Source organism: Nocardioidaceae bacterium SCSIO 66511 (assembly GCA_023100825.1).
Taxonomy (GTDB): domain Bacteria; phylum Actinomycetota; class Actinomycetes; order Propionibacteriales; family Nocardioidaceae; genus Solicola.
The window spans coordinates 3063046-3083032 of sequence record CP095846.1; the positions used below are offsets into that span (position 1 = coordinate 3063046).

A 19987-nucleotide genomic window follows, 5' to 3' on the forward strand; every position below is an offset into this window, starting at 1 on the left:
TTGCTACGTAGCGGCGCGGAATACCACGGGCCCATAGCAAACCCCGCCACTCACCAGCAAACTTGCTACGTAGCGGCGTGAATTACCACGGGCCCGTGGTAATTCACGGGGCAACGTCGGCCCAGGCGCGAGTCGGCGGACTATCTGAAGTGCTCGTGGCCGGCGGCGTCCTCGTACTCCTCGCCGTCGACGGTGACACCGGTGCCTTCGCGTACCTCACCGATACGGGTCCAGCCATCCGGCAGCGGTGTGCCCTCCGGGAACGTCGCCGCCAGCGGGTGGTCGTCGCCGCCGGTGAGCATGAACGACCTCGGATCGACCCCGATCGCAGCTCCCACCGACACGAGCGGTTCGGTGACCTCGAACGCCCCCGACTCGACGTCGATCGCGACGCCGCTGCTGTCGGCGATGTGACCGAGGTCGGCGAGCAGTCCGTCGCTGACGTCGATCATGCTCGTCGCGCCGGCATCGGCCGCCTGCGGCCCCGCGTCGTACGGGGGCTCCGGCCGCCGATGCGCCTCGACCACGATCCGCGGTGACCGGAACCCTCGCCCCAACACGGCGAGTCCGGCGGCGGCCCAGCCGATACGCCCACGTAGTCCGACGACCTCACCGGGCTGCGCACCGCTGCGGCGTACGACCCGCTCACCCGCGCGCCCGATGACCGTGATGCACACCATCACTTCGTCGGCAGCGGTGACGTCGCCGCCGACGATATGCGCGCCGACGAGCGCGGCTTCATCCGCGATGCCCTGCGACAGGTCGACCGCCCAGGAGGATTCGAGATCTCCGGGAGCGGCGAAGCCGATCGTCAGGGCCGTCGCGACTCCGCCCATCGCGGCGATGTCGGCGAGGTTGGCCGCAGCGGCACGTCGTCCGACGTCGTACGCGCTGGACCAGTCGAAGCGGAAGTGCCGGCCAGAGACCATCGTGTCGGTCGAGATCAGAATCGACCCGCCCGGTGTGGCGACCTGGGCCGCGTCGTCGCCCGGACCGATCAGCACCTGCGGCGCGTCCGAGCGTCCGGCGGTCACCGCGTCGATCAAGCCGAACTCGCCGAGATCCGAGATGGTCGTTGCCGCTCCCGATGCAGAACTCATGCGAGTATCTTGTCCCACCATCCGGGCACCTGTCCGGTAGGGTGACGGGGCCAGTCGACGAGCGGAGGATTTCCCATGGTGGTGCAGGCGTACATCCTGATCCAGACCGAGGTCGGTCGCGCGGCGGATGTCGCGGCGGCCATCGCCGGAGTCAAGGGCGTCACCTTGGCCGAAGACGTCACCGGCCCCTACGACGTGATCGTGCGCGCCGAGGCGACCAACGTCGATGAGCTCGGCGCCCTCGTCGTCGAGAACGTCCAGAACGTCGACGGCATCACCCGTACGCTCACCTGCCCGGTCGTCCACATCTGACCACCGGGCGCGGCGGCACGCTCAGCGCAGACCCGTGTCGCGGGCCGATGCGAGCGCGATCAGCCGCTCGACGAGTGCCGGGTAGTCGATGCCCGACGCCGCCCACAGCTGCGGGAACATCGACGTCGGCGTGAAGCCCGGCATCGTGTTCAGCTCGTTGATGACGACCCGGTCGTCGGGGAGTACGAAGAAGTCGACCCGGCTCAGCCCTTCGCATCCGAGCGACTCGAACGCGCGTACGGCGTAGGAGCGGATTCGGTCGGCGACGGCGTCGGGGATGTCAGCGGGAATGTTCAATGTGGTCGACCCGTCGAGGTACTTCGCGTCGAAGTCGTAGAAGTCGTGACCTTCACCCGACGCGACGACCAACTCTCCGGCAACGCTCGCATGCGCCCGCCCGGTCAGGTCTTCCAGTACGCCGCATTCGACCTCGCGCGCACCTTGTGCGGCGGCCTCGACGATCACCTTCGGATCGTGCTCTTGCGCCAGTGCGACCGCGTCGCCGAGCGCATCGGGTGTGCGTACGAGTGACCCGCCGAAGCTCGAGCCTGCCCGTGCCGGTTTGACGAACACCGGATAGTGCAGCGACGCCACCGACTCGCGCACGGCGTCGGGGTCGTCCTTCCACTCCCGTGGACGGATCACGACGTACGGGAGCTGTGGCAGCCCCTCGGCGGCGAACACGAGCTTCATGTACTGCTTGTCCATACCAACGGCGCTCGCGAGCACTCCCGGGCCGACGTAGCGGGTGCCGGCCATCTCCAGCAGACCCTGAAGGGTGCCGTCTTCGCCCCATGGCCCGTGCAGGAGCGGGAACACCACGTCGACCGCGCCGAACGTCGACGGGGCCGACGCAGACTCGCGTACGACGACCTCGTTGCGCCGCGGGTCGTTGCTGATCGCGATGTCCGGACCGTCCTCGGTGAGCTCAGGGAGCCCGCCGGCCTCCAGTACCTGCGGCTCACCGGGCTGCAAAACCCAGCGGCCCTCCCTCGTGATGCCGATCGGCACGACCTCGTACCGATCTGTGTCGATGGCGCGCATCACCTCCCGCGCGGTCAGGCAGGAGACGCCGTGCTCGCTCGACTTGCCGCCGAAGACGACGGCGATACGGGGGCGGTGGGTGGATTCGCTACTCATCCCGCACGAGACTACCCGCCCGCGGCGGCCGCGGGCCGCGCGACACAATGTGGCCATGGATGACCCGTTCTCGCCCGAAACCGTCGCCGTCACCGCGGGCCGCCCGGCCCGGGAGATCGACAACCCGCTCAACACCGCGATCACCCCGGCGAGCACGTACGTCGCCGGTGGCGACCGTGAGTACGGGCGATATGCCAACCCGACGTGGGAGGCCTTCGAGGAGGTGCTCGGGCGGTTGGAGGGCGGTCGCGCGCTCACCTTCGCCAGCGGGCTCGCAGCGGTGAGCGCGATCGTCGACCTGATCACCCCGGGCGAGAAGGTCGTGGTGCCACGCCACGCCTACCTCGGGGTGCTGACCATCCTGAGCGAACGCGAGCAACGCGGCCTGCTCAACGTCGTACGAGTCGACGTCGAGGACACCGCACAGGTGGTTGCCGCCTGCGACGACGCGGCGATCGTGTGGCTCGAGTCGCCGACGAACCCGATGCTCGAGGTCGCCGACATCGAGGCCATCGCGGCGGCGGCCCACGAGGCGGGCGCCAGAGTCGTCGTCGACAACACCTTCGCCACTCCCCTGGTGCAGCGTCCGCTCGACCTCGGCGCCGACATCGTCGTGCACTCGGCGACCAAGTACCTCGCCGGTCACAGCGACGCCGTGATCGGCGCGGTCGTCACCCGCGACGACGAGGTGCACAAGGCCATCGACGAACGGAGGGGCACGCTCGGGTCGACGCCCGGAGTACTCGAGTCCTGGCTGGCCGCCCGCGGCGTACGTACGCTCCATCTGCGCCTCGAGCGCGCCCAGTCGAACGCCGCCGAACTCGCCCGACGACTCGACGCGCACGATGCGATCGAACGCGTACGCTACCCGGGCTTCGGCTCGATGATCGCGATCGAGGTACGCGGTGGCGCACCCACTGCGGAACTCCTGACGCGGTCGGGACTCCTGTGGGTGAACGCCACCAGCCTCGGCGGCGTCGAGTCGACCTGGGAACGCCGGCGCCGATGGTCATCGGAGTCCGACACCGTTCCCGAGAACCTGATCCGGATGTCGGTCGGCATCGAGGACGTCGACGACCTATGGCGAGATCTGGAGACCGCCCTGGATGGGCTGCCCGACTGAGGCTGGTGCCGTACGCCCGCCCACACCGATGCACGTTGATGCTCAGGTCCGGCGATCACCCGCGGCATTGCTCCCCGCTTGCGCCACGCGGCTCAAGAACGCGTCTATCGTCTCGAGCTGTTCGGCGGTGAAGTCGGCGCACAGCGCGTCGACCGAGTCGTTCATCCCTCGATAACCAGCGTAGAGCTCCGGGAGTCGATCCGGCAGCGCGCGTACGACGACGGTCCGACGGTCGGCGGCATCGGGATCACGGGACCGCTCAATCCAGCCGCTCTTCTGGAGTCGGTCGAGGATCCCCGTCAGGGTCGCCGGGTGCAGCCCGGACAACCGGCCTACCGCACTCGGCGTCATCGGCCCACGGCGGGAGATGATATCGAGGCACTCCAGGTCGATGGACTTCAGCCCGACGCCGCTACCCACCCGCAGATCGAGCATGGTCAGCTCGTTGTTCAGCGCGCGTAGCGAGTCCTTCACCCGCTGCTGCAGCCGACGTCGGTTGGCATCTCCCGAACTTCGTCCTGATGTCATATGTTACGGTTTTCATACGTTATTGGTTTCACACTAAATGGTATCAGTTCCCGGGCGTCCGGGACGGAGAGGAAGACAGATGACGATCGTTGTGACGGGGGCGACCGGCAACGTCGGCCGATTGCTGGTCAGGCAGCTGATCGCGGGAGGCCATCGGGTGCGTGCCGTGACCCGGAGCCGCCTCGGTGCGTCGGCGCTACCCGACCAGGCCGAGATTCACCTCGGTGACCCGAGTAACCCGGACATCATCGGCGAGGCCATCGACGGGGCGGCTGCGATCTTCGTGAATCCACGCGCGGTCGGAATGGGAGCCGACCGACTGCTTGCCATGGCCGCAGAACGAGGGGTCGGCCGCGCGGTCGTGCTCTCCGCGACCAATGTGGACGACAATCCGGCACAGCAACCGTCCCGACTCAACGGCGACCGCAACGCGGAGGTCGAGAGAGCCGTCGTCGACTCGGGGATGGAGTGGGTCGCTCTGCGACCGACGTGGTTCCCGACCAACGCCATCGGCATGTACGCCCCCCAGATTCGCTCGGGCGACGTCGTACGAGGTGCGTACGCGGACTTCGCCGAGTCGCCTATCGACCTCGCCGATCTCGCGGAGGTCGCCACGCTCGCGCTCACGCACAGCGACCTGGTCGGCCGGAAGGTAGCGCTGACGGGGCCCGAGTCACTGAATCAGAGAGAGCTCGTCGACCGGCTGGGACAGGCGCTCGGGCGGCCGCTGACCTTCGAGGAGGTGCCGCCGGAGATCGCCCGTCAAGGGATGCTCGCCGCCGGCCTGAACGAGGACTTCGTCGACGCCTACTTCGCCCGCATGCGGCGAGGCATCGGTGTGCCGGCAGCAGTCGGCCCGGAGCTCGAACGACTCCTCGGGCGGCGGCCGGCCACGTTCGCCGAGTGGGCCGTACGCCATACTCACGCCTTCGACACGGCGGCGTGATGTCCGGCGTTGATGCCCCAATCCGAGTTGGCTGATGCGAACGTGCGAGCCGTACCACCACCCCCCTGCCGCGGTGGTACGGCTCGCACCCGATCGACGTCGGCTATGCCGAGTGCGCCTGACCGGGCTGGTAATCGCCGGCGGGCTGCTTGTTGATGACGTTGAAACGGTTGAAGCTGTTGATGATCGAGATCTGCGCGAGCAGAGCACCGACCTCTTCCTCGTCGAAGTTCGCAACGACGTCCGCCCACGCATCGTCGGTAACGCCTCCGGCGCCGTCGGCAATGCGCGTACCCTGCTCGGTCAGCTCGAGGGCGGCGCGCTCCGCCGGGGTGAACACCGTTGCCTCCCGCCAGGTCGCAACCAGGTTGATCCGTGCGGCGGTCTCACCGGCATGCGCTAGGTCCTTTGCATGCATGTCGGTGCAATAGCCACAGCCGTTGATCTGGCTGGCCCGAAGGTTGACGAGCTCTCGCGTCGAAGCCGGCAGTTTCGAGTTGATGACCGCCTGCCCGGCGGCGCCGATGTGCTTGAACACCTTCATGGCCGTCTCGTTCTGGAATGGGTTGATACGCGGTTCCATTACTTCTCCTTTTTTGTGATTGCCAGTTGCGCGGGAGATGCGCAACCGTCTGATCGGGTCGGGCCTGAGCCGCGTCTACGACTCACCCGAGCCGAGCTGCTTCAGCAGGGCAAGGACGTTGACGACGCCTCGCGTCTCGGCGATTCGTCCCTCGACGAATCGGAGGATGAAGATCTCGTCGTACGTGACCGACGCACCGGCCGCAGGTACGCCCATGTAGTCGTCACCGGTGTGCGTGCCGCGTACGGTCTGTCGCGAGACGACTTTGTCGTCCTTGGCGATCAGATCCTCGCTGGTGATGAGCAGGTCAGGAAATGCTCGGTGGAGCATCAGATTGACCTGCTTCACCGCCTCCGCCCCGGTCGCTTCGATCGGCAGCGGCGTGCCCATGTCGACGTCGGGTTCGAAGATCTCATCGATCGTCTCGGCGATCAGATCCTCGTCATGGGTGTTGCTCGCATCGAGCATCCGCTGGTAGATCGCGGTGTTCGCTGCTTCCTCGGGTGTTGACATCCGAGCTCCTTTCGTTGCGGCCCGCATGGGGCTCGTACCTGATCGACGAACGCGGGGCCCGTCAGGGGACCGGATGCGCGGGCTAAGAGGCAGGAACCGGGGTCGGGATCGGTGCCTCGACCCGGCGACAAATCGGTTGCGGGTAGATGCCGTTGCGGACAGGCCGATCAGAGTCGTTCTAGCCGGTTGGCAAGAAACCGGCGCTCGGGGATTGATGTCGCGAGCTCGAGTGCTTGGCGATAGGCAACGCGGGCTTCATCACCGCGCCCGAGGCGCCGCAACAGCTCTCCACGGGTCGAGTGGAAGTACAGATAGCCATCCAGACCGAGGTGGTCGACGGCACGAAGAGCCGAGAGCGGGTCACCGGCCTCGGCGATGGCCACGGCCCGATTGAGCTCCACGACCGCAGAACCGGTGAGCTCGGCGAGCCGCTCGTACAGCGTGGCGATCTGCGGCCAGTCGATTCGCTCCCGGGTCTGCAACGACGCGATCGCCGCCTGCACGACGTACGCACCGTGACCGCCCGATGCCAACGCGCGGTCGAGCATCGCCCGCCCGGCCAGGAGCTCGTCGGTGTCCCACAGCGAACGATCCTGATCCTCGAGCAGCACGAGGTCGTCGCCGGAGAATCGGGCATGTCGGCGGGCATGGTGAATCCGCATCAGGGCCAGCAAACCCTGTGCCTCCGGCTCGCCGGGCAGCAACGCGACCAGTACCTGCGCCAAGCTGATGGCTTCGGCGGCAAGGTCGACGCGGCCGCCGTAGCCCGCGTTGTAGATCAGGTAGATGACGGCGAGCACCGCATCCAGGCGATCCGGCAGCACGTGCTCTCCGGGTACAGCGAACGGGATGCCCGTGGCCTTGATCTTCGCCTTGGCCCGGCTGAGCCGCCGCTTCATCGTCTCCGGCGCAACCAGGAACGCACCGGCGATCTCAGCGGTCTCCAGTCCGCCGAGAGCCCGCAGCGTCAACGCCACCTGCCCATCCAAAGGAAGCGCGGGATGACAGCAGGTGAAGATCAGTTCGAGTCGTTCGTCTTTGATCACGGTGTCAGCTGTCCCGTCAGTCGCGGCCTCCTGCGCCGCCAACAAGTGCAGCTTGGAGGTCAGGGTGCGCTCTCGCCGGATCCGGTCGATCGCCTTGTTCCGGCCGGTTGTCACCAACCACCCACCAGGGTTCGACGGAACACCCGACCTCGGCCACTGGGCCACTGCGATCGCAAACGCTTCCTGGGCGGCCTCCTCGGCCCGGTCGAAGTCGCCCAGGTAGCCGATCAGGGAGGCGAGAACCCGGCCCCATTCGTCGCGGAAGACCTGCTCCAGCACGTTCGGCCTCAGCGCTGCGCCAAGGGCCTGACCTCGACGACACCGTGCCGTGCAGTCGGCACCCGCACGGCGAGTTCAATCGCCTCGTCGAGATTGGCGGCTTCGATCAGCGCCACGCCCCCGAGAACTTCCTTGGTGTCCGCGAACGGACCGTCTGTCATCAGCGTCCGACCGCCGCCGACCCGAACACTGGTGGCCATCTCGGGCGTCGCCAACTGCGCGGCATGGAGCAGGCGGGGGTCGTCGGCCAGTGCGGCATACTCCGCATCGGCCGTTTCTCGCTCCGCGTCCGACCACGCGTGTTCGGAGCCGGGCACTGCGTAGAACATCAACGCGTACTGCATCGCTTCCTCCATTGCTCAGAGCTCGTCGTACAAGCGACGAACGGACTGTTGGTCGTGGGACATCTACGCGATGTCGGTTTCCGGGTCGGGATCGTCAGAAGCCGATCGCCTCGCGCAGCAACAGCACCGTGCCGCGCCCGGGGAAGAACTCCGGGCTGAGTGCGTTCAGGATCAGGATCCGGTTGACGGCGCTGGGCTTCCCGAACGCGTTCATGACGCGGTCGTTCTCCAGCGGGAGACAGTGCTCCTCGATGCGACGCAGTGCCGTATCGAGGTCGGGTACGACCTTCTGGGCACCGACGACCCAGATGGCGTGGGCGGCGCCGCCGGCGTACCCGACCAGTTGGCTTCCGCTTGCCGATGCGATCACGAGACTGCCGGACTCCGTGACGGCGTGGACACTGCCGACGATGACATCCGGGCTGGCGATCATCCGCCGCATCTCGTCGCGTTGGGTGGTGCGATCCATCGTCAGCCCGCGCGGCCGGACGGCGTCGTATCGTCCGCTGCCGTTGATGTCCGCATCGATTCCCGACAGCCGGAGGGTCTCGCTCGCCCCGGTGAGTACGCTCGCGCCCTCTGGGATCAGGTCGTTGATGCGGACTCGTGCGGACGCCACGTCGTCGAGAATGTCAACCGTGAAACCATTCGCAGCGAGTGCGGCGGATGTCCGGTTGAGGCGCTCGGCCGACGCCGGGTCATCAAACGCGGGCGCGGAAGCTGTCGTTGTCATGCAGTCGTCTCCTCATGATCGGGTTCCTCTGATCGGGACGACAATGCAGCTCGACGAAATGTCAGGTTGGTGCAGACCTGACGTTCGTTGGCCCTGTCGTGTCGAATGGATAGGGCGTAGCGGCGACTGAGGAGAGGAATATCGATGGCGACCAGATCCGAGACTGAACCCGACGGATCCGATCCGCACCTGAGCGCGATCATGAGGGAACGACGTCGGCTCATCAATCTCGCGTACAGGCTTCTCGGCTCCCTGTCCGAGGCCGAGGATGCCGTCCAGGAGGCGTACGTACGGTGGTATGCCATGTCTGCGCAGGAGCAGGCGGCCATCGAGTCGCCTGGCGCCTGGCTGAGCACCGTCACCAGTCGCATCTGCCTCAACGTGCTGCGTTCAGCTCGGGCGCGGCGTGAGACCTACGTGGGCGAGTGGATCCCCGAGCCCCTACCCGACCGCACGGAGTGGGGTGCCGGACCGTCGGCCGCCACCGTCGACGGGACCGACCCCGCGGATCGGGTGACCCTCGACGAGTCGATCAGTATGGCGTTCCTCGTGGTCCTCGAGGCGATGACGCCGGCCGAAAGGGTCGCCTTCATCCTGCACGACGTGTTCCACTATCCGTTCGCCGAGGTGGCCGAGATCGTCGGCCGTACGCCCGCCGCGTGTCGCCAACTCGCCTCGTCGGCACGCCGCCGGATCAGTGCGGCGCAGTCCACAGCGGCTCCCCGGCCCGAGCAGGCCGACATCGTCCGGGCGTTCAAGCTGGCCTGGCAGGCAAAGGACATCGATGCTCTCCTCGGTCTGCTCGACCCCGAGGTCCGAGCGATCGGCGACGGCGGCGGCATCGTCAACGCGGTCCTGGATCCGGTCGAAGGACGTGAACAGGTCGCCCAGGCGTGCGTCCACGTCGCATCCCAGGGCGCCGCCCTCACGGTGCTCGAACGCACCGTGAACGGCCAGCCCGGCCTGGTCGCTCAGCGCGGCGGCGTCACGGTTGCCGTGTTGGCCTTCGACATCGTCGACGACCGGATCAAGCAACTGTGGACCGTGCTCAACCCCGAGAAGCTCCAGCAATGGATGACGGACTTCTGACTCAGGACACTAGGCCCATTCGGACTTCGTCTCGCGGGTGATCAGCGACTTCAACATCTGTTCCGGACTCAGCTCACCGCGGATCAGCGCGGCCACATGGTCGACGATCGGCATGTCGACGCCGTGTGCGGCGGCGAGCTGGGCGATCGCCTCGCACGATTTGACGCCCTCGGCGACCTGTCGGGTCGATGCGGCGACCTCGTCGACGGTCATGCCCTTACCGAGCTTCTCACCGAACGTACGGTTGCGCGACAGCGGCGAACCGCAGCTCGCCACCAGGTCACCGAGACCCGCGAGCCCCGACAGCGTCTTGGGGTCGGCGCCCATTGCGGTCGCCAATCGAGCGGTCTCGGCAAGACCGCGGGTGATCACGGTCGCCTTGGCGTTGTCGCCGAAACCGAGCCCGGTTGCCATGCCGACCGCCAGCGCGATGACGTTCTTCGTCGTCCCGCCGAGCTCACAGCCCACCACGTCGGTGTTGGTGTACGGCCGGAACGCCCGACTGTGGCAGCGGTCCTGTACGCGCGTCGCAACGTCGATGTCAGCGCAGGCGACGACGCTCGCGGCGGGTTCGCGGCGCGAGATCTCATGCGAGAGGTTGGGACCCGAGACGACTGCGATCCGGTCGTCGCCGGCGCCGGTCAGTTCCGCGATGACCTCGCTCATCCGCTTGAGGCTGCCGAGCTCGACGCCCTTCATCAGGCTGACGATCACGGCGTCGTCTGCGATGAGGTGCGCCCAGCTCTCGAGGTTCGCCCGCAGCTGCTGCGACGGCACGGCGAGCACAACGAGGTCGGCACCGTCGAGTACGACGGCAGGGTCATGGCTGGCGAGCATTCCGTCCGGTAGTTCGATGCCCGGGAGGTACTCGGTGTTCTCGCGCTTCTCGTTGATCGCGTCGCACACCTCCTGCCGGCGCCCCCAGATGTGCACATCGTTGCCGGCGTCGGACAACACCAGCGAGAACGCCGTGCCCCAGGATCCCGCCCCGAGTACGGCGACCATCGGTCGGCTCGACGCCATCACGACTCCTTCTCGTCTCGATCATCGTCGGCTTCGTCCGTGCGCTTGTGCGCGGCCGGATCGTACGGTTCGGCGGGCGGCTTCTCGCCGCGGATGTCTCCGAGGAGTCTGCTGATCTCGCGCATCAACCGGTCCGTCGCCTCTCGTACGGTCGCCGGTGTCACGGGCTGGGCACGCAGATCGTCGAGGTCGAGCGGAGCGCCCATCGTGAACGACACTGTCTTGCGTGGGATGAGATGTGGCCGCTTGGTGTACGGGTACAGCACCTCGTTCGACCCCCACTGCGCAACGGGTACGAGCGGGCAGCCGGTCTCGAGAGCGACGCGCGCGGCTCCGCTCTTGCCGCGCATCGGCCACAGGTCGGGATCGCGACTGATCGTGCCCTCGGGATAGAAGATCACGCAGCCGCCGTCTCTGACGGCGTCTTCGGACGCCGCGAACGCGTCGGCAGCGGAACGCGTGTTGCGCAGCACCGGAATCTGCCCCGACACCCGCATGATCCAGCCGAGCACGGGTACGTCGAACAGCCCTTGCTTGGCCAGAAACCTCGGCGACACGTCCATGTCGTACAGGAAATGCGACACCATCAACGGGTCGATGTGCGCTATGTGATTGATCGCGAGCACGAATCCACCGTCGGGCAGGTTCTCCTGGCCCTTCCAGCGGCGCCGCACAGCCACCATCAGAATCGGCCGGAGGATCAGACCGATGACTCGAATCGAGCGCCATCTGCGCCGTACGTCACGTGCCACCGATGCTCCTGTCGTTTCGTCCCCGTCCACGTGTTGTTAGAGCGTAGGCCATTGCCGCTGCCGTCCGAGACAGCGCCGCGAGTCACGGCCAACCATCAGTACGGCACAATCGAACGAGTGACAGCCAACTCCGATGCCGGATGGACCGTCATCATCCCGGCAAAAGCGGCCGAGCGCGCCAAGACCCGCCTCGCGCCGACGTACGAAGGTCTGCGCCCCTCGATGGCGCGCGCGTTCGCTCTCGACACCATCCGCGCAACGTGTGAGTGCGACCGGGTCAACCGGGTCGTCGTCGTGACCGATGACGAGGTGCTCGGCGATACGGTACGCGGCTGGCGCGCCGTCACGGTTGTCGCCGATCCCGGTGGTGACCTCAACGCCGCGATCCGTGCCGGCGCCGACGCTGCGCCCGCCCGCGCACGCACGGCAGTCGTGCCCGCCGATCTCCCAGCGCTCACTGCAACGATGTTGGCCAGCACCCTCGATCTCGCTGCACCACATGACCGTGCCGTCGTGGCCGACGGCGAAGGCGTCGGCACGACCTTGCTCAGCGCCCGTACGCCTGCACAGCTGAGGCCCGCGTACGGACCCGGCTCGTTCGCGGCCCATCGCGACAGTGGCGCGATCGTGATCGACATCAGAGCCGATGCAGGCATCCGCCGTGATGTCGACGTTCCCCGTCACCTCACCGAAGCGGCCATGCTCGGCGTCGGGCCATCGACCCGGCGAGTTCTCGAGCGCATCCGCAAACGCGAGGAGACCGAGCCCACAACGGACCCGGTCTCCTCGAGATGATGCTCGGCGTCAGCGCTTTCGCGCTGTCGTCTTCTTCGCGGTGCTCTTCTTGGCTGGCGCCTTCTTCGCGGCCGTCTTCTTGGCCGTGGTCTTCTTGGCTGGCGCCTTCTTCGCGGCCGTCTTCTTGGCCGTGGTCTTCTTCGCGGGCGCCTTCTTGGCGGTGCTCTTCTTCGCAGCCGTCTTCTTCGCAGGCGACGCCTTCTTGGTCGTCGTCTTCTTGGCGGTGCTCTTCTTCGCAGCCGTCTTCTTCGCAGGCGACGCCTTCTTGGTCGTCGTCTTCTTCGCGGTGCTCTTCTTCGCAGCCGTCTTCTTGGCCGTGGTCTTCTTCGCAGGCGACGCCTTCTTCGCGGTCGTCTTCTTCGCAGCCGCCTTCTTCACCGTCGGCGGCTTCGGGAGCTTCTTCGCGCCAGACACGACATCCTTCAGCTCGGCTCCGGCTCGGAACTTCGGAACCGCCGTCTTCTTGGCTCGTACTCGTTCACCGGTTGCCGGATTACGAACCATTCGAGCCGGCCGGTTGACCTTCTCGAAAGCACCGAAACCGGTGATGGCGACTTTCTCCCCCTTGCTGACCTCGCGGGCGATCGTGTCGATCACCGCGTCGAGCGCCTTGCCCGCCTGCTTCTTGTTGCCCTCGAAGTGGGCCGCGAGCGCTTCAATGAACTGACTCTTGTTCACTGTCTTCCCTTCCCGTGAACTCGGCCGAGCGCGCGCCCGACTCACAAGTGACCGTAAGCAATACACGGCGCATAGACAATCACCGTACGGCGTTTCGCCATGGTGTGTTGCGATCTGAGTTAGCGCCTCAGATCGCCGTATCGGGCGGAGAATCCATTCGGAAAGCAGAATGAAAATGCTCAGGTTACATAAATAGTTGAAACCTGAGGACCGGTCATACTCCGACTGTCGTCACAGGTTTGTACGCGGGGCGGTTCGACTCGTACGTAGCGACATCTTCTTCATGCGACAGGGTGATTGCGATGTCGTCGAGGCCCTCGAGCAGTCGCCAACGTGTGTAATCGTCGATGTCGAAGGAGTCTTCGAGCCGATCCGGACCCTCACCGACGCGGATCGTTCGCTCGATGAGGTCGACCGTTACCTCCGTGCCGGGGGCGTCCTCGAGCCGGCGCCAGATGTCTCGCACAGTCTTGTCGTCGACCTGAGCAGCGAGCAGCCCGGCCTTGCCGGAGTTGCCCCGGAAGATGTCGCCGAAGCGCGAAGCGATCACAACCCGGAAACCGTAGTTCTGCAATGCCCAGACTGCATGCTCACGAGACGATCCGGTGCCGAAGTCGGGGCCCGCGACCAGCACACTGCCGTTCGCGTACGCCGGATCGTTCAGGACGAACTCCGGATCATTGCGCCATGCGGCGAAGAGGCCGTCCTCGAAGCCCGATCGCGTTACACGCTTGAGGTAGACGGCAGGAATGATCTGGTCGGTGTCGACATTGCTCCGCCGCAGCGGTACGCCGACGCCGGAGTGGGTTTCGAACTTGTCCATTGTCACGTGCTCCTGACGTCAGCTGTTGCTGAGTTGGTCGGTACGAAGATCGGACGGCGCGGCGAGGTGACCGAGAACCGCTGTTGCGACAGCGACCTGCGGCGAAACCAAGTGCGTACGACCGCCCTTGCCTTGTCGACCCTCGAAGTTGCGGTTGGACGTCGATGCGCTGCGCTCCCCCGGGGAGAGCTGATCGGGGTTCATGCCAAGGCACATGGAGCAACCGGCACCGCGCCATTCGGCGCCGGCGTTCTTGAACACCACGTCGAGGCCTTCGTCCTCGGCCTGCAGACGTACGCGCGCCGAACCCGGCACGACCAGCAGACGGGTGTCGGGGTCTACCTGGTGACCCTCGATGATCTGCGCGGCGGTCCGAAGGTCTTCCATCCGACCGTTGGTGCAGGACCCCACGAAGACCGTGTCCACCTTGATGTCTCGAAGGGGCGTACCTGGTTCGAGCGCCATGTACTCCAGCGCGCGCTCGGTCGCGATCCGCTCGTTGGCGTCGTCGAAGTCGTCGGGCGACGGAACCGTCGAGCCGAGCGGCCTGCCCTGCCCGGGGTTCGTACCCCAGGTGACGAACGGCGTCAGGGATGACGCGTCGATGGTCACCTCGCGATCGAACTCGGCGTCGGGGTCGGTCGCGAGACCACGCCAGTACGCGACCGCGTCGTCCCACTGCTCGCCCTTCGGCGCGTGCTCACGCCCCTCGAGGTAGGCGAACGTCGTCTCGTCGGGAGCGATCATTCCGGCCTTCGCGCCCCATTCGATCGACATGTTGCAGATCGTCATCCGCGCTTCCATCGACAGCTCGCGGATCGCCTGGCCGCGGTACTCGACGATGTAGCCCTGACCGCCGCCGGTGGACTCCTGGGCGATCAGCGCGAGCACGAGGTCCTTCGCCGAGACGTCGTCCGGCAGCGACCCCTCGACGTTGACCGCCATGGTCTTCGGCCGCGCCTGCGGGAGCGTCTGCGTCGCGAGCACATGCTCGACCTCGCTCGTACCGATGCCGAACGCGAGCGCTCCGAACGCACCATGTGTCGAGGTATGGGAGTCGCCGCATACGACGGTGGTGCCCGGTTGGGTCAGCCCGAGCTGCGGTCCGACGACGTGCACGATTCCCTGGTCGACGTCGCCGAGCGGAGCCAGGCGTACGCCGAACTCCTCGCAGTTGCGCCGCAGCGTCTCGACCTGCGTACGAGAGACCGGATCGGCGATCGGCTTGTCGACATCGATCGTCGGAACGTTGTGGTCCTCGGTAGCGAGCGTGAGGTCAGTGCGGCGCACTCGTCTGCCCGCGAGCCGAAGGCCCTCGAACGCCTGCGGGCTCGTCACCTCGTGTACGAGATGCAGATCGATGAAAAGCAGGTCTGGTTCGCCGTCGGCGCTTCGGACCACGTGCTCGTCCCATACCTTCTCTGCGAGGGTTCTGCCCATCGGTTCTGCTCCTTGGAAGAGTTGTCTGACTCGCACTCGTGTCGCACTTGCATTCCAGTATGCGAGACGGCAGTATCGAGGCATGGACAACTCTAGCGGAGTCGGCGTTCTTGATAAAGCCGCACTCGTGCTTACTGCACTCGAGTCGGGACCGGCGACACTCGCGGGGCTCGTCACGAACACCGGCCTTGCCCGCCCGACGGCACACCGACTCGCGGTTGCGCTCGAGCATCACCGGTTGGTCGCTCGCGATATGCAGGGCCGTTTCATACTCGGGCCACGACTCTCCGAGCTGTCCGCAGCCGCGGGCGAAGACCGGCTCCTCGCCGCCGCGGGTCCGGTGCTCGCACGCCTGCGCGACATCACCGGCGAGTCGGCTCAGCTCTTCCGCCGCCAGGGCGACGTACGCGTGTGTGTCGCGGCCGCCGAACGCCCCACCGGCTTGCGCGACACAGTGCCGGTCGGCAGCCAGCTGACCATGACGGCCGGGTCCGCAGCGCAGATTCTCCTTGCCTGGGAGGATCCTGAGCGGATGAACCGCGGGCTGCAGAACTCCGCGTTCTCCGCCGCGGCGCTGGCCGGCGTACGCAGGCGAGGCTGGTCACAGAGCGTCGGTGAGCGTGAGGCAGGCATCGGATCGGTGTCGGCAGCGGTCAGATCGCCGTCTGGCAAGGTGATTGCTGCCGTGTCCGTATCGGGTCCGCTCGAGCGGCTTTCTCGCCAGCCCGGCCGTATTCATGCACCTGCTGTGGTCGCTGCAGCCGAGCGACTCAGCCAGTCGCTGCGTCGCACCGGAGACTGACCGCCGCCGCGCTAGCGACTCAACACCTCGTACGCTGCGGCCGCGACGGCGAGATCCTGCCACGACATTCCGGTGCCCTTGAACACGGCCGGACGGTCATTCGGTACGTGCGCGTCTCCCCGCACGAGATCGCGAAGCGTTGTCGTTGCGGCGATGTCGAGCACGCCATCCGCCGCCGCGAGTACAACATCGCCGGCCTCCCGGCGAGCTGTGTCGTGGTCCTCGACGATGACGGTGCTACGACCCATCAGTGCGGCATCGACCTCACGATGGTCGGGCGTGTGCGCACCGATCGCAAGCACGCAAGCGTTCTGGCGTACGAGCGCACCGTCGAACAGCGGCGTCGCGGCCGTGGTCGCACACGCGATGACGTCGGCCTCGCGTACGTCGTCCACCTCACCTGCGGAAGCATCGAACCCCTTGTGCCGAAGGTCGTCGGCGAGTGCGTCGGCCTTCGAACGGTCGCGTCCGACGATCCGTACGCTCCCGATGTCTCGGATCGCCCCGAGCGCCTCGACGTGACCGCCTCCCTGCGGACCGCTGCCGAACACCACAAGCCGGTCGATCCGCTCAGGTGTCAACGCTCTTGCGGCAGCCGCCGACACGGCAGGCGTACGTAGCGTGGTCAGCGCGGTGCCGTCGAGGAGCGCAACCGGCGACAGCGTCGCCTGGTCGAACAGCACGTACACCGCTTGGATGCGGGGCAGCCCTCGTGCCGGGTTGTCGGGCGCGACCGTCGCGAGTTTGACCCCCGCGTACGCCCCGCCTGAGGACGGCATCAGCAACAGCTGACCGGCAGCTGCCTCGACGAACGACCGCGCCGGGTCACTCGCTGGGTCGACGTCGCCGCGCAGCGCTTCCTCGATCGACTCGACCGCGGCAGCGTACGGAACGGCTCGGGTGATCTCGTCGGCCGAGTAGGTCGGCAGGTCGGCGAATGCTGTGCTCATCTCAGCGTGAATCCCGTCTGCAGTGGGTCGTCTGGGTCGAGTACGAATAGGTGCTCGCCCGTACGGTACGCCGAGCCGGTCACCTCGGGCACGACCGTGCCCGGCTCCGACCCCGCAGACCCTGTTGCCGTGAATCGAGAGCCGATGATCGAATCGTGCGTCAGCGTCTCGCCAGAGCCGAGCGACCCGTCGTCGACGAGCAGCGCAACGCGGGCGCCAGTGCCCGATCCGCACGGTGAGCGGTCGACCTCTCCGTCTGCGAACACGGTGACGTTGCGCTGATGCGGCCCATGCTCGGTACGACCGAGATCGTCGTACAGGATCGTGCCGTAGATGCCCGACAGGCGCGCGTCGCTGCGATGCTCTGCATACGGGGAGCCTGCGAGTAGGGCCTTCACCTCCCGACCGAACGCGATCAGGTCGGCGTACTCACCCGGGACGACCGCGAGGCCGGCGTCGCGCGCCGCGACGGATGCATAGATCGCACCGCCGAAGCTCACGTCGACGTCGATCGATCCCCTCGACGTCGCGAGCGTCACCCCGCGCGCGATCACGTAGGAGTCGACATTCCGGAAGGTCACGGAGTGGATACGACCGGCCCGACGGTGGACGGTGCCGACGACTCGACCCGACGGTACGTCGATCGTGACCTCGGTGTCGCCGTCTGGTGGAGCGTTCAACGCACCGGTCTCAACCGCCCAGGTGGCAAGGGCAATCGTCCCGTGACCGCAGGCGGTCGAGTAGCCGTCCTTATGCCAGAACACCACGCCGAGGTCGGCATCGTCGTCATCCGGATCGACCACGAAACAGCCGTACATGTCAGCGTGCCCGCGCGGCTCGTGGACGAGCAGCCTTCGTACCAGATCGGCGTCGGCGTCACCCTGCGCGTACACGCGTCGTTCGGCAACGGTCGCGCCGCTGAGCTCGGGCGCACCGTCAGTGACGATCCGGAACGGCTCACCCGCCGTGTGGTAGTCGATCGTGTGGATGCGCATGGCGCCGATCGTACGTGCCGTGCGCTCAGAACAGCGTGTCTTCTCGCCCCTGTGACTCCAGCTGCAGGAGCAGCCGCTTGTTGTCGAGACCACCGCCGTAGCCGGTGAGCGATCCGTCGGCGCCGATCACTCGGTGACACGGGACGACGATGGAGATGGGGTTTGAGCCGTTGGCCAGGCCGACCGCCCTGGATGCCGACAGCGGAAGGCCGAGCCGCGTCGCGACCTCGCCGTAGCTGGTTGTCTCGCCGTAGCGGATGTTCAGCAACTCGCCCCAGACCCGGCGTTGGAAGTCCGTGCCGGCAGGATCGAGCGGTAGGTCGAACTCGTTGCGCTCACCGGCGAAGTACGCATCGAGCTGGCGTTGCGCCTCCAGCAGGATCGGCGAGTCCGACGGCTCCTCGGGCTCGCGTACGAACATCACCTCGGTGAGGTTTCGGCCGTCGGTACGCAGGCGCAGGGGTCCGACAGGCGATGTCATCACCAGTTGCGACTCACTCATGCTCGCACCTCGCTCTCATGCCGCCACAGATGCAGAACAGCGTACGAACGCCACGGCGCCCACGTCTCGATGTGACTGTCGTCGGCACCGATCGAGGCCATCGCCTTGCGCACGACGAGGTCGCCGTCGAGGAAGACATCGGGATCGGACAGCGCCCGCATGGCAACGTATGCGGCTGTCCAGGGGCCGATGCCAGGAACGCCGAGCAGCTGGGCGCGGGTGTCCTCGCGGTCGGCGCCGGGGTCGAGTGCGACCTCGCCCGCAGCCACCGCCGTTGCGAGTCCGACGAGTGCGCGGCCACGCTGGCGCGGTACGCCGAGGTCGGACGGATCCGCCGCGGCGATCGTTTCGGCGGTCGGGAAGGCCCGTCGGAGCCCGGTGCCGACAGCGTCGTCGATCTCCGCGCCGAACCGCTCGGCCAGCTTTGCCGCCGTCGTACGCGCACCCGCCACCGAAACCTGCTGACCGAGGATCGCGCGAACGGCCACTTCGAAGCCGTCGACGTGCCCGGGCACTCTCAGACCGGGAGCCGAGGCGACAAGTGGCGCCAGTGATTCGTCGGCGCTGAGCGCATCGTCGATCGCGAGTGCGTCGGCGTCGAGATCGAGCAACTGCCTGCACCGCTGCACGGCGACCGACAGATCGCGTAGGTCGGGCATCGACGGAACCATCGTCACGCCCTCGTCGCGCACCTGCAGGCGGACAACCGAGGTGCCGTGGTGGAGACGCAGCACCCGGGCGTACGTGTCGCGGTGGACCTCCTCGACGCCCGGAACCGCACGTGCTGCAAGGAAGTCGAGCAACCTGCGCGAGTCGAACGGCTGGCGTACCGGCAGCCGCAGCGACAGCTGCCCGCCTCCGGTCGTGGGTCGCCGCTTCGAACGCAGCTGCGACGGCGACGCCGCGTACACCTGTCTGATCGTGTCGTTGAACTGGCGTACGGATGCAAACCCCGCGGCGAACGCGACGTCGGCGAACGTCATCGGAGTGGTCTCGATCAGCGTGCGTGCTGTCGTCGCGCGCTGGCTGCGAGCGAGCGCGAGCGGACCGGCGCCGAGCTCGGCGCTCAGCAGCCGGTTCAGATGCCGGGTCGAGTAGCCGAGCTTCGCGGCGAGCCCGTCGACCCCGTCGCGCTCGACGACTCCGTCGCGGATGAGGCGCATCGCGCGACCCGCAGCATCGGCGCGTACGTCCCACTCGGGTGAGCCCGGCGTCGTGTCAGGCCGGCAGCGACGGCAGGCGCGGTAACCCGCCTCATGTGCCGAGGCGGCGGTGCGGTGAAACGTCACGTTCGTCGACTTCGGCGTCACGGCGGGGCACGACGGACGGCAGTAGATCCCGGTCGTACGCACGGCCACGAAGAAGACGCCGTCGAACCGCGCATCCCTCGAGGCCGCAGCGCGATAGAGGCGCGCATGCTCGTCGGGATCGAGCTCGGCGGCGTTCATCGTCGTTGTCACGTACTCATCATGCCTCCCGCAACCGACAGAT

General features: G+C 66.9%; 22 protein-coding genes and 2 pseudogenes. 6 read left to right on the forward strand and 18 right to left on the reverse strand.

The window, feature by feature from the left end; translation table 11 throughout:
- Nucleotides 1-140 precede the first annotated feature (140 nt).
- Nucleotides 141-1100: a thiamine-phosphate kinase gene (locus tag MU582_14400; GenBank protein UPK73621.1), complete on the reverse strand. Its 960-nt coding sequence runs from the start codon at nucleotides 1098-1100 to the stop codon at nucleotides 141-143.
- 75 nt (nucleotides 1101-1175) lie between these two features.
- Here MU582_14400 and MU582_14405 point away from each other — a divergent pair, with 75 nt between their 5' ends.
- Entirely contained in the window at nucleotides 1176-1412 is a 237-nt protein-coding gene (locus MU582_14405) for an Lrp/AsnC ligand binding domain-containing protein (GenBank protein ID UPK73622.1), read from the forward strand.
- 21 nt (nucleotides 1413-1433) lie between these two features.
- On the opposite strand, the gene MU582_14410 is transcribed toward MU582_14405, so the two are convergent.
- The gene (locus tag MU582_14410; protein ID UPK73623.1) at nucleotides 1434-2552 is read right to left on the reverse strand and encodes a D-alanine--D-alanine ligase; all 1119 of its coding nucleotides are present in this window, start codon (nucleotides 2550-2552) and stop codon (nucleotides 1434-1436) included.
- Between the two features lie 55 nt (nucleotides 2553-2607).
- Here MU582_14410 and MU582_14415 point away from each other — a divergent pair, with 55 nt between their 5' ends.
- Nucleotides 2608-3675 (forward strand): aminotransferase class I/II-fold pyridoxal phosphate-dependent enzyme, encoded by a 1068-nt coding sequence (locus tag MU582_14415; protein ID UPK73624.1) that lies wholly within the window; start codon nucleotides 2608-2610, stop codon nucleotides 3673-3675.
- A gap of 42 nt (nucleotides 3676-3717) precedes the next feature.
- Here MU582_14415 and MU582_14420 read toward each other — a convergent pair whose 3' ends face one another.
- A complete protein-coding gene (locus MU582_14420) occupies nucleotides 3718-4203 on the reverse strand; it encodes a MarR family transcriptional regulator (protein UPK73625.1) in 486 nt (161 codons plus the stop codon).
- Between the two features lie 79 nt (nucleotides 4204-4282).
- Here MU582_14420 and MU582_14425 point away from each other — a divergent pair, with 79 nt between their 5' ends.
- On the forward strand, nucleotides 4283-5149 hold the full coding sequence (locus MU582_14425; GenBank protein UPK73626.1) for an NAD(P)H-binding protein: 867 nt from the start codon (nucleotides 4283-4285) through the stop codon (nucleotides 5147-5149).
- 103 nt (nucleotides 5150-5252) lie between these two features.
- Here MU582_14425 and MU582_14430 read toward each other — a convergent pair whose 3' ends face one another.
- The 5 genes from MU582_14430 to MU582_14450 form a co-directional block, all read right to left on the reverse strand.
- Complete coding sequence (locus MU582_14430) at nucleotides 5253-5732, reverse strand: carboxymuconolactone decarboxylase family protein (protein ID UPK73627.1); 480 nt, start codon at nucleotides 5730-5732, stop codon at nucleotides 5253-5255.
- Nucleotides 5733-5807: 75 nt separating this feature from the next.
- Nucleotides 5808-6245 (reverse strand): ester cyclase, encoded by a 438-nt coding sequence (locus MU582_14435; GenBank protein UPK73628.1) that lies wholly within the window; start codon nucleotides 6243-6245, stop codon nucleotides 5808-5810.
- A gap of 167 nt (nucleotides 6246-6412) precedes the next feature.
- Nucleotides 6413-7570, reverse strand: coding sequence for a sigma-70 family RNA polymerase sigma factor (locus MU582_14440; GenBank protein ID UPK73629.1), 1158 nt, complete (start codon nucleotides 7568-7570; stop codon nucleotides 6413-6415).
- An 8-nt stretch (nucleotides 7571-7578) separates the two neighbouring features.
- On the reverse strand, nucleotides 7579-7914 hold the full coding sequence (locus tag MU582_14445; protein UPK73630.1) for a YciI family protein: 336 nt from the start codon (nucleotides 7912-7914) through the stop codon (nucleotides 7579-7581).
- A 94-nt stretch (nucleotides 7915-8008) separates the two neighbouring features.
- Nucleotides 8009-8647, reverse strand: coding sequence for a lactate utilization protein (locus tag MU582_14450; protein UPK73631.1), 639 nt, complete (start codon nucleotides 8645-8647; stop codon nucleotides 8009-8011).
- A gap of 144 nt (nucleotides 8648-8791) precedes the next feature.
- On the opposite strand from MU582_14450, the gene sigJ reads away from it, so the two are divergent.
- Complete coding sequence (gene sigJ / locus MU582_14455; GenBank protein UPK73632.1) at nucleotides 8792-9736, forward strand: RNA polymerase sigma factor SigJ; 945 nt, start codon at nucleotides 8792-8794, stop codon at nucleotides 9734-9736.
- 9 nt (nucleotides 9737-9745) lie between these two features.
- On the opposite strand, the gene MU582_14460 is transcribed toward sigJ, so the two are convergent.
- Both MU582_14460 and MU582_14465 read right to left on the reverse strand, forming a co-directional pair.
- Nucleotides 9746-10759, reverse strand: coding sequence for an NAD(P)-dependent glycerol-3-phosphate dehydrogenase (locus tag MU582_14460; protein ID UPK73633.1), 1014 nt, complete (start codon nucleotides 10757-10759; stop codon nucleotides 9746-9748).
- The gene (locus MU582_14465) at nucleotides 10759-11511 is read right to left on the reverse strand and encodes a 1-acyl-sn-glycerol-3-phosphate acyltransferase (protein UPK73634.1); all 753 of its coding nucleotides are present in this window, start codon (nucleotides 11509-11511) and stop codon (nucleotides 10759-10761) included. The genes MU582_14460 and MU582_14465 overlap by 1 nt, the downstream gene beginning before the upstream one ends.
- 117 nt (nucleotides 11512-11628) lie before the next feature.
- Here MU582_14465 and cofC point away from each other — a divergent pair, with 117 nt between their 5' ends.
- Nucleotides 11629-12306, forward strand: a complete 678-nt coding sequence (gene cofC, locus MU582_14470; protein UPK73635.1) for a 2-phospho-L-lactate guanylyltransferase — start codon at nucleotides 11629-11631, stop codon at nucleotides 12304-12306.
- A 9-nt stretch (nucleotides 12307-12315) separates the two neighbouring features.
- On the opposite strand, the gene MU582_14475 is transcribed toward cofC, so the two are convergent.
- The 3 genes from MU582_14475 to leuC form a co-directional block, all read right to left on the reverse strand.
- Nucleotides 12316-12984, reverse strand: coding sequence for an HU family DNA-binding protein (locus tag MU582_14475; GenBank protein ID UPK73636.1), 669 nt, complete (start codon nucleotides 12982-12984; stop codon nucleotides 12316-12318).
- Between the two features lie 214 nt (nucleotides 12985-13198).
- Complete coding sequence (gene leuD, locus MU582_14480; protein UPK73637.1) at nucleotides 13199-13807, reverse strand: 3-isopropylmalate dehydratase small subunit; 609 nt, start codon at nucleotides 13805-13807, stop codon at nucleotides 13199-13201.
- Between the two features lie 18 nt (nucleotides 13808-13825).
- A complete protein-coding gene (leuC, locus tag MU582_14485; GenBank protein UPK73638.1) occupies nucleotides 13826-15247 on the reverse strand; it encodes a 3-isopropylmalate dehydratase large subunit in 1422 nt (473 codons plus the stop codon).
- A gap of 82 nt (nucleotides 15248-15329) precedes the next feature.
- On the opposite strand from leuC, the gene MU582_14490 reads away from it, so the two are divergent.
- A complete protein-coding gene (locus tag MU582_14490) occupies nucleotides 15330-16049 on the forward strand; it encodes an IclR family transcriptional regulator (GenBank protein ID UPK73639.1) in 720 nt (239 codons plus the stop codon).
- An 11-nt stretch (nucleotides 16050-16060) separates the two neighbouring features.
- Here MU582_14490 and MU582_14495 read toward each other — a convergent pair whose 3' ends face one another.
- The 5 genes and pseudogenes from MU582_14495 to MU582_14515 all read right to left on the reverse strand — a co-directional run bounded on the left by MU582_14495 (nucleotide 16061) and on the right by MU582_14515 (nucleotide 19956).
- Entirely contained in the window at nucleotides 16061-16999 is a 939-nt protein-coding gene (locus tag MU582_14495) for an ornithine cyclodeaminase family protein (protein UPK73640.1), read from the reverse strand.
- Nucleotides 16996-17994 (reverse strand): proline racemase family protein, encoded by a 999-nt coding sequence (locus MU582_14500; GenBank protein ID UPK73641.1) that lies wholly within the window; start codon nucleotides 17992-17994, stop codon nucleotides 16996-16998. Before MU582_14500 ends, MU582_14495 begins: the two co-directional genes overlap by 4 nt.
- A 25-nt stretch (nucleotides 17995-18019) precedes the next feature.
- A pseudogene (locus MU582_14505) lies at nucleotides 18020-18355 on the reverse strand (methylated-DNA--[protein]-cysteine S-methyltransferase).
- A 6-nt stretch (nucleotides 18356-18361) separates the two neighbouring features.
- A pseudogene (locus MU582_14510) lies at nucleotides 18362-18415 on the reverse strand (hypothetical protein).
- A gap of 77 nt (nucleotides 18416-18492) precedes the next feature.
- On the reverse strand, nucleotides 18493-19956 hold the full coding sequence (locus MU582_14515) for a helix-turn-helix domain-containing protein (protein ID UPK73642.1): 1464 nt from the start codon (nucleotides 19954-19956) through the stop codon (nucleotides 18493-18495).
- Nucleotides 19957-19987: the final 31 nt, after the last annotated feature.